Below are 7,724 nucleotides of genomic sequence, written 5' to 3' on the forward strand. Positions count from 1 at the left end.
ACCCCCGACGACCCGTACAACATCATCTACTCGTCGGGAACGACGGGCCTGCCGAAGGGGATCGTGCACACGCACGCGATCCGCGAGGCGTACTGCACCGGGTTCGCGTCCTCATACCGGATTCACCCGGAGAGCGTCATCCTGCACGCCGGGTCCCTCGTGTTCAACGGGGCGTTCCTCACCCTCATGCCCGCCTTCTACCTGGGCTGCACCTACGTGCTGCACCGCTCCTTCGACGCACGGGCGATGATCGACGCCATCGCCGCCGAAGCGGTGACGCACATCATGACCGTGCCGTCCCAGCTCATCGACCTGCTCGCCCACGACGACTTCGACGAGGCGCACCTCGGGTCGCTGGAGATGATCTGCTCGGTCGGCGCGCCGTTGCACCTGGAACACAAACGTGAGATCGCCCGCCGGTTCCCCGCACGCTTCTACGAGCTGTACGGGCTCACCGAAGGGTTCATGACGATCCTCGATCGTGACGACTTCGCCCGCAAACCCGACTCGGTCGGTGTGCCGCCACCGCTGTACGAGATGCGCATCGTCGGCGACGACGGGCTCGACGTGGCCGCCGGTGAGGTCGGCGAGATCGTCGGGCGGGGACCGACCACCATGCCCGGCTACTACCGGCGGCCCGATCTGACCGCCGACGCGATCCGCGACGGATGGCTCTATTCGGGCGATCTCGGCTACGTCGACGACGACGGGTTCCTGTACCTCGTCGACCGCAAGAAGGACCTGATCATCTCCGGAGGCGTGAACGTCTACCCGAGGGACATCGAGGAGATCGTCGTCACCCATCCCGACGTCGCCGACGTCGCCGTGTTCGGCGTCCCCCACGAACGGTGGGGCGAGACGCCGGTCGCCGCAGTCGTCCTGCACGCCGGCGCGACGTCGTCACGCGAAACGATCATCGCCTGGGTGAACGAGCGGGTCTCGGCCCGCTTCCAGAAGATCGGCGACGTTACGATCCTCGACGCGTTCCCCCGCAGCGTCGCCGGCAAGACGCTGCGACGGGTCATCAAAGAGTCCTACACGGAAAGGGAGGTCACGTGAACGACCGAGATGTCGACACGAACGGGATCCGGCTGCACTACCTCGAGTACGGCACGTCCGGGCCGACGCTGCTCCTGATGCCGGGTCTGACCGCCAACGCCCACTCGTTCGACGGGCTCATCGCCGCAGGTCTCGCCGAGCGGATGCGCGTCCTCGCCCTGGACCTGCGCGGCCGCGGCCTGAGCGACAAGCCCGACGGTGGCTACCGGATGAGCGATCACGCGGCCGACGTGCTCGGGCTCATGGATGCTCTCGACCTCGACCGGGTCGTGCTCGGCGGGCACTCCTTCGGGGGTCTGCTCACCTACCACATCGCCGCGTCGCATCCGGACCGGGTCGAGTCGTGTGTCGTGATCGACGCGCCCGCCGAGGTGGACGAGACGATCCTCGATCAGATCAAGCCGTCGCTGGACCGCCTCGACATGGTGCTGCCGTCCCGGGACGCCTACCTGGAGATGGTCAAGGCGATGCCGTACTTCGACGGCTGGTGGGATCCGGCCATCGATGGCTACGTTCGCGCCGACGTGCGGGAACAGGACGACGGGACGGTGCGGGCCCGCTCGCGTCCCGAGCACATCCGCGCCGCCGTCGAGGGCACCCTCGAGATCGACTGGCCCGAGGTGGTCGCCTCGATCGAACGGCCACTGCTGTTCCTGCGGGCGCCGGACCCGTTCGGGCCGCCCGGCTCCCCACCCCTCGTGGCCGAAGCGAAGGCACACGCCACGATGGCCCTGCTTCGCGACGGGCGCCTCGTGGAGATCCCCGGCAATCACATGACGTGCCTGTTCGGGTCGTCGGCGGTGAAGGCGGTCGAGGCCATCGAGGCGTTCGTGTTGGAGGACCGATGAAACGGGTCGACCTGCTCGATGTCGGAACGTGGATGCCGCAACGCTGGATGTCCGCCGCGCAGATCGGCGCCGCGGCCGGTATCGACGAGGAGGTGATCGTCGAACGTTTCGGCCTGGACGGCAAGCACATCGCCGGACCGGACGACCACGTCTCCACGATGAGTGCCGGTGCCGGCGCCGTGGCGCTGCAACGCGCAGGCGTCGAACCGGACGAGGTCGACGTGGTCGCCTACTTCGGGTCGATGTGGAAGGACTACCTCGTCTGGTCGGCGTCACCGAAGATCGCCGACCTCGTCGGGGCGCACAACGCGTGGGCACTCGAGATGGGCAACGTGTCGTGCGGGACGCCGGTCGCACTCAAGGCGGTGGGGGACATGCTGCGGGGCTCGGACGACGTCGAAACGGTCCTGCTGGTCGGTGCGAGCCGAGAGTCGCATCTGCTCGACTACACGAACCGCCGGTCACGCTTCATGTTCAACTTCGGTGACGGTGCCGCGGCGGCGGTGCTGTCGACCCGGCGTCGCGGTCACGAGATCGTCGCGTCGGCGGTCATCACCGACGGGCGGTTCGCCGACGACGTCGCGGTGTACGCCGGCGGCAGCCGCAACCCGGCCTCGCTGGAGACGGTGCGGGAGCGCCGTCACTGCCTCGACGTTCGCGATCCCGCGTCGATGAAGGAGCGGCTCGACCCGGTGTCGGGAGCGAACTTCGTCGGTGTGGCGCGCCGCGCCTGCGAGCGTGCAGGGATCAGCCCGGCGGATCTGGCGCTGCTGGCGCCGCTGCACTTCAAACGTTCCCTGTTCGAGTGGACGATCTCCGAGCTTGGCGTGCCCGAGGAGAAGACGGTGTATCTGCGCCGTCACGGGCACATGTCGGGCATCGATCCGCTGGTCGGTCTGGACGAGAAGAGAGACGAGCTCGAAGCCGGCGACTGGGTGCTGTTGCTGTCGGCGGGCACCGGGTACACGTGGGCTGCGACGGTGGTGAGGTGGTGAGGTGAGTGTGGAGGCGTTTGATCGGGTCGGTGCGGGTGTGCTTGGTGGTGGCAGGTGGTGTTGGGAGGTGGCGAGATGAGTGTTGATGCCTTCGATTGGATCGGCTACCACGCCGATGTGCGTCCCGGTGCGGTGGCGCTCATCGACGACTACACGAACCGCACGTTCACCTACGGCCGGCTCGACGCGCGGGTGCGGGCGATGGCCGTGTGGCTGGCACACAAGGGGGTGGGGGAGGGCGACAGGGTCGCGTTCCTGTCGGCGAACACGACCGACATCTTCGACGTCCTGTTCGCGTGCGCCCACCTTCGCGCGATCCTCGTGCCGCTCAACTGGCGGCTCGCGGTCCCGGAGCTGCAGTTCATCGTCGACGATTCGGAACCCAAGGTGCTGATCTACGAGGACCAGTTCGCCGGCGCCGCGGCGCAGCTGAACGTGGCCGAGGGGCTCGCGTTGGGGGAGCCGTACGAGGAGGCGCTCGACGCCCACGACCCGGCGGGTGCGCCGGACGTCGTCGCCGTCCACGACGACCCGTGGGCGATCATGTACACGTCGGGGACGACCGGGCATCCCAAGGGTGCGATCGTCACGCACGGGATGTTCTTCTGGAACGCGATCAACATGGGCGACGCGGTCGGTCTCACGCAGCGTTCGGGGAACCTCAATGTCCTGCCGACGTTTCACACCGGCGGTCTGAACCTGTACACGACGCCGTGTCTTCGCCTCGGGGCGAGGTCCGTGAACCTGCGCGAGTTCGACCCGCAGAAGCTGCTGTCGTGGCTGACGTCGGGTGAGATCACCCATTTCTTCGGGGTGCCGGCCGTCTACCAGTTCCTTGCGGAGGATCCGGCGTGGGCGGACGCCGATCTGTCGAAGGTGACCTCGTGGGCGAGCGGCGGTTCCGCGCTGCCGGTGGCGTTGCTGGAGCGTTACGCCGAGCGGGGGGTTGTGATCCGCCAGGGGATGGGGCTGACCGAGACGAGCCCGACGCTGTTCCTCACCGACGAGGAGCACGCCCTGTCGAAGGCCGGGTCGGTGGGCAAGCCGGTGCTGCACACCGCCATCCGCATCGTGGACGAGGCCGGGCGGGACGTGGCGCGCGGCGAGATCGGCGAGTTGTGGGCGAAGGGTCCGAACGTGACGCCCGGGTACTGGCATCGGCCCGACGCCAACGCGGCGTCGTTCACCGACGGGTGGCTGCACACCGGCGACGCGGCGCGGATGGACGACGACGGGTACGTGTTCATCGTCGACCGGTGGAAGGACATGTTCATCTCCGGCGGGGAGAACGTGTATCCGGCCGAGGTCGAGCAGGTGCTGTTCCGGCATCCGAACGTGCTCGACGTCGCGGTGATCGGCGTACCCGACGAGCGGTGGGGCGAGGTCGGTGTGGCGGTGGTCGTGCCGCGCGACGCCGACGCGTTCGACGCGGACGAGCTGCTCGGCTTTTGTGACGGCAGGCTGGCCCGCTACAAGATCCCGAAACGGGCGGTGGTGGTGGACGAGCTGCCCCGCAACGCCGCCGGCAAGGTCCTCAAGCGGGTCCTCCGCGACACCCTCCCCCCCTGCTGTTGAACCCAGGGTTCGTAGGGGTCGTGGTGACCCCCCTGAGCCCAGGGTTCAACGAACCACCACCACCCCTGTTGAACCCAGGGTTCGTAGGGGTCGTGGTGACCCCCCTGAGCCCTGGGTTCAACGAAGGTGTTACTTCGCCAGGAGAGAACGGACCGTCTCGGCGACCTCCGCGGGGCGGGCCGTGAGGTCGTCCCACGTGAATCGGACGAGGCGCCAGTCGTGCAGCGTCGCCAGGCGGTTCCGGCGACGGTCACGTTCGAACGCCTCGACCTGGGTATGCCACCGTCGCGAATCCCACTCGATCGCGAGCTTCTTGTCGGGATACGCGGCATCGAAACGCCGGTGCTCGTCCCACGGAATCGGATACTCGAGCTGGGGATCGGGAAGTCGGGAGGATCGCAGAACGTCGAGACCGAGCAGTTCGAGCCGGCTCGCGTTCTCGTTGGGGGATTCGGCCCGTTCCCCGAGGATGGTTCGAAGAGATGTCGAGCCGGGTTTGCCTCGCCGCAGAACAGAGGAGGCGACGTCCCGCACCTCGGCGACGGTCAGCTTCTTGGAGGCGAGGAGATCATCGACGATCGACGCGAGGTGCTGGGGCCGCAGGAGCGCGGCGAGGTCGACGATCGTTCTGGCCATCGTGGTCACGGGCAAGCCATCGATCGTTGCGATGTGGGACTCGTCGAGGTCGTGGCTGCGGCGGATGGTGACGTCGGGGAAGTTGTGGGTGGTCCGGCTGTGGACGGTGACGACGGCGAGCCCCCGCCAGACGCGGGGGATCGAGAGCATCTCGGCCGCCGACTCGTGAGAGACGACGGCGTCGGGCAGCCCTGCGACGGCGGCACGCAAGCGGTCCATGGGGTCCGTCATGTCGAAGATCCGGTACACCGAACGGGCGATGGATTGCCATCGGCCCGTGCGGACCCGCCTTCGGATCATGTCGACGGTCATGCCGTATTCGAGCACTTGGTCTTTCCTGATCACACCGCCTTGGCCGGCTGCCAGGTTGAGGATGCGTTTGTCGGTCTGCATGGCCCGATCATGAGGCATGGGTGTGACAGATCCCCGCCTCAACTGAACCCTGGGTTCGTAGGGGTCGTGGCGACCCCCCTGAGCCCTGGGTTCAACGTTCGGTGAGTAACGTGGCGGGGTGAGTGCCCTGTTCGAGTTCGAGGATGTCCTCGTCGCCGGCGGCGATGGCACGCCGATCCTCCAGATCGATCACACGGTCGTGCAGGATGAGGGCATCACCGTCATCGTCGGCCCTTCGGGTGCAGGCAAGACGACGCTGCTCAGGCTGTGCAACCGTCTCGCCGTCCCCGACCGTGGAGCGATCCGGTTCCAAGGCGAGAACCTCTCCGCGATGGACCCTCTCACCCTTCGCCGCAAGGTCGGCATGGTGTTCCAGCATCCGGTGCTCTTCGGTGGGACCGGCCTCGACAACTTGCAGGTTGCGGAGCCGTCCATCGCCGAACCCGAGGCGAGGGAGCTGTTCCGAAACGTCGGGCTCGACGAGTCGTTTCTCAACGCCGCCGTCGACGACCTGTCCGGGGGAGAGGCGCAGCGCCTCTGCCTCGCCCGGACGCTCGCCACCGGCCCACAGGTCCTGCTGATGGACGAACCGACCGCGTCGCTCGACCCGGCGGCAACCGAACGTCTCGAGGGCCTCGTCCGAGACCTCGACGGCGTCCCGATCCTGTGGGTCACCCACGACGTGGCCCAGGTTCGCAGGCTGGCGGACGAGGTGATGGCGATCGTCGACGGGTGGCTCGTCTCCGATGCCGCTTCGGTCCAGGGTTTCCTGAATGGGGGGCACCATGGCGAGCGGTGATGTCACGACCCTTGGCCTGATCGCGTCGCTCGTACTCATCGTCGTGGCACTCGGCCTGTCGCTCTGGCAGCGCCTTCACCTCGAACGCGAGATGATCTGGGCGACCATCCGCTCGATCGTTCAACTCCTCGCCGTGGGAGCGGTCCTGGCGGTCATCATCGACCCGACCCAGCCGCTGATCCTGTCGTGGATCTGGGTCGGCGCGATGCTCCTCTTCGCAGGGATCGTCGTGCAGCGCCGCGCCCGCGAGGTCCCCGACATCCTGCGACTCAGCTTCCTGGCGCTCGGGATCTCCTCGGTGGTGACACTCGGCGTCATCTTCGGGCTGCGCGTGTTCCCGCTCGAGGCTCGAACCCTCGTGCCGTTGGCTGGGATGATGGTCGGCAACTCGATGAAGGCGACGATCGTGGCGGCACGCAGAGTCATCGAGGAGATTCGCGACAAACGCCGCGAGGTCGAGGCACGCCTCGCTCTCGGCCAGTCGTCGACTCTCGCGTCGCGGCCGTACGTGAGGGCTGCGCTGCGCACGGCGTTGACACCACAGATCGAGACCACCAAGGCGGTGGGCCTGGTGTTCCTCCCCGGGGCGATGACCGGGCTGATCCTGGCCGGGGTCAACCCGGTCGACGCGGTCCTGGTGCAGGCGGCGATCATGTACCTGATCCTGGGTTCGGTGGCGACGACCTCGACCGTCGTCACACTCGGCGTCGCACGCCGGCTCTTCACCGACGATCACCGGCTCAAGCGTCTGCCCCGCCCCTCGGACGTGTCGGCCCGCCCCGGGCTACTCGCGACGCTCGCCGTGCGCCTGCGACACTGAACTCGCGCACCCCCGTTGAACCCTGGGTTCGTATGCGTCGTGGTGACCCCCCTGAGCCCTGGGTTCAAGGAACTCGCGCACCCCTGTTGAACCCTGGGTTCGTATGCGTCGTCACGACCCCCCTGAGCCCTGGGTTCAATGGACTAGGGGGAAAGAAAAAGCCGCCGGGGGTACCGGCGGCTCTTCCGATTCGGTTGGTGCTAGCGCCGAGGACGGGCCTCGTTGACCTTGAGTCGGCGACCACTGAAATCGTGTCCGTCGAGCTCCTGGATGGCGGTCCGCGCCTCGTCGGCGTTGGCCATCTCCACGAAACCAAACCCGCGTGAGCGCCCGGTCTCCCGGTCACTGATCACGCTGGCGGAGGTTACTTCACCGTGTTCCCCGAACAGACGCTCGAGGTCACTCCCGGTGGAGTTGAAGGGAAGGTTCCCTACATAGATATTCATTCTGGCTCTCGCCCTTTCCTACTGGCTCCGTCCGCCCCCCGGGTCCTCTGTCCTGTCTGACTCAGCCACACTCAGTTGGGCGGAAAGAGAAACCGGGCGAGTCGCTGCTCATGCAGCACCGCATAGGTTAGCGGATCCAGGGCCGGGCGGCGC

General features: G+C 67.4%; 7 protein-coding genes and 1 pseudogene (1 of these 8 cut by a window edge). 6 read left to right on the forward strand and 2 right to left on the reverse strand.

Annotated elements, in window-relative coordinates; translation table 11 throughout:
- The 4 genes and pseudogenes from GXP34_00510 to GXP34_00525 all read left to right on the forward strand — a co-directional run.
- Positions 1 to 1,059, forward strand: a pseudogene (locus GXP34_00510) (AMP-binding protein); it begins 462 nt to the left of the window's first position.
- Between the two features lie 77 nt (positions 1,060 to 1,136).
- Positions 1,137 to 1,907 (forward strand): alpha/beta hydrolase, encoded by a 771-nt coding sequence (locus tag GXP34_00515; GenBank protein NOY54455.1) that lies wholly within the window; start codon positions 1,137 to 1,139, stop codon positions 1,905 to 1,907.
- The gene (locus GXP34_00520) at positions 1,904 to 2,902 is read left to right on the forward strand and encodes a 3-oxoacyl-ACP synthase (protein ID NOY54456.1); all 999 of its coding nucleotides are present in this window, start codon (positions 1,904 to 1,906) and stop codon (positions 2,900 to 2,902) included. The genes GXP34_00515 and GXP34_00520 overlap by 4 nt, the downstream gene beginning before the upstream one ends.
- 75 nt (positions 2,903 to 2,977) lie before the next feature.
- Complete coding sequence (locus GXP34_00525) at positions 2,978 to 4,477, forward strand: long-chain fatty acid--CoA ligase (protein ID NOY54457.1); 1,500 nt, start codon at positions 2,978 to 2,980, stop codon at positions 4,475 to 4,477.
- 129 nt (positions 4,478 to 4,606) lie between these two features.
- On the opposite strand, the gene GXP34_00530 is transcribed toward GXP34_00525, so the two are convergent.
- The gene (locus GXP34_00530; protein ID NOY54458.1) at positions 4,607 to 5,506 is read right to left on the reverse strand and encodes a hypothetical protein; all 900 of its coding nucleotides are present in this window, start codon (positions 5,504 to 5,506) and stop codon (positions 4,607 to 4,609) included.
- Between the two features lie 118 nt (positions 5,507 to 5,624).
- Between GXP34_00530 and GXP34_00535 the strand changes: the two genes are divergently transcribed.
- Both GXP34_00535 and fetB read left to right on the forward strand, forming a co-directional pair.
- Entirely contained in the window at positions 5,625 to 6,305 is a 681-nt protein-coding gene (locus tag GXP34_00535) for an ATP-binding cassette domain-containing protein (GenBank protein NOY54459.1), read from the forward strand.
- Positions 6,292 to 7,125: an iron export ABC transporter permease subunit FetB gene (gene fetB, locus GXP34_00540; GenBank protein ID NOY54460.1), complete on the forward strand. Its 834-nt coding sequence runs from the start codon at positions 6,292 to 6,294 to the stop codon at positions 7,123 to 7,125. The genes GXP34_00535 and fetB overlap by 14 nt, the downstream gene beginning before the upstream one ends.
- A gap of 200 nt (positions 7,126 to 7,325) precedes the next feature.
- On the opposite strand, the gene GXP34_00545 is transcribed toward fetB, so the two are convergent.
- Positions 7,326 to 7,571, reverse strand: coding sequence for an RNA-binding protein (locus GXP34_00545; GenBank protein ID NOY54461.1), 246 nt, complete (start codon positions 7,569 to 7,571; stop codon positions 7,326 to 7,328).
- Positions 7,572 to 7,724: the final 153 nt, after the last annotated feature.

It is taken from the genome of Actinomycetota bacterium, from assembly GCA_013152275.1.
Taxonomy (GTDB): Bacteria; Actinomycetota; Acidimicrobiia; order Spongiisociales; family UBA4744; genus BMS3Bbin01.

Bases quoted from the DNA above. Each gene is read 5' to 3' on its own strand.
- GXP34_00525 (NOY54457.1), top strand. From the start codon at position 2,978: ATGAGTGTTGATGCCTTCGATTGGATCGGCTACCACGCCGATGTGCGT.
- GXP34_00515 (NOY54455.1), top strand. From the start codon at position 1,137: ATGCCGGGTCTGACCGCCAACGCCCACTCGTTCGACGGGCTCATCGCC.
- fetB (NOY54460.1), top strand. From the start codon at position 6,292: ATGGCGAGCGGTGATGTCACGACCCTTGGCCTGATCGCGTCGCTCGTA.
- GXP34_00545 (NOY54461.1), bottom strand. From the start codon at position 7,571: ATGAATATCTATGTAGGGAACCTTCCCTTCAACTCCACCGGGAGTGAC.
- GXP34_00530 (NOY54458.1), bottom strand. From the start codon at position 5,506: ATGCAGACCGACAAACGCATCCTCAACCTGGCAGCCGGCCAAGGCGGT.
- GXP34_00520 (NOY54456.1), top strand. From the start codon at position 1,904: ATGAAACGGGTCGACCTGCTCGATGTCGGAACGTGGATGCCGCAACGC.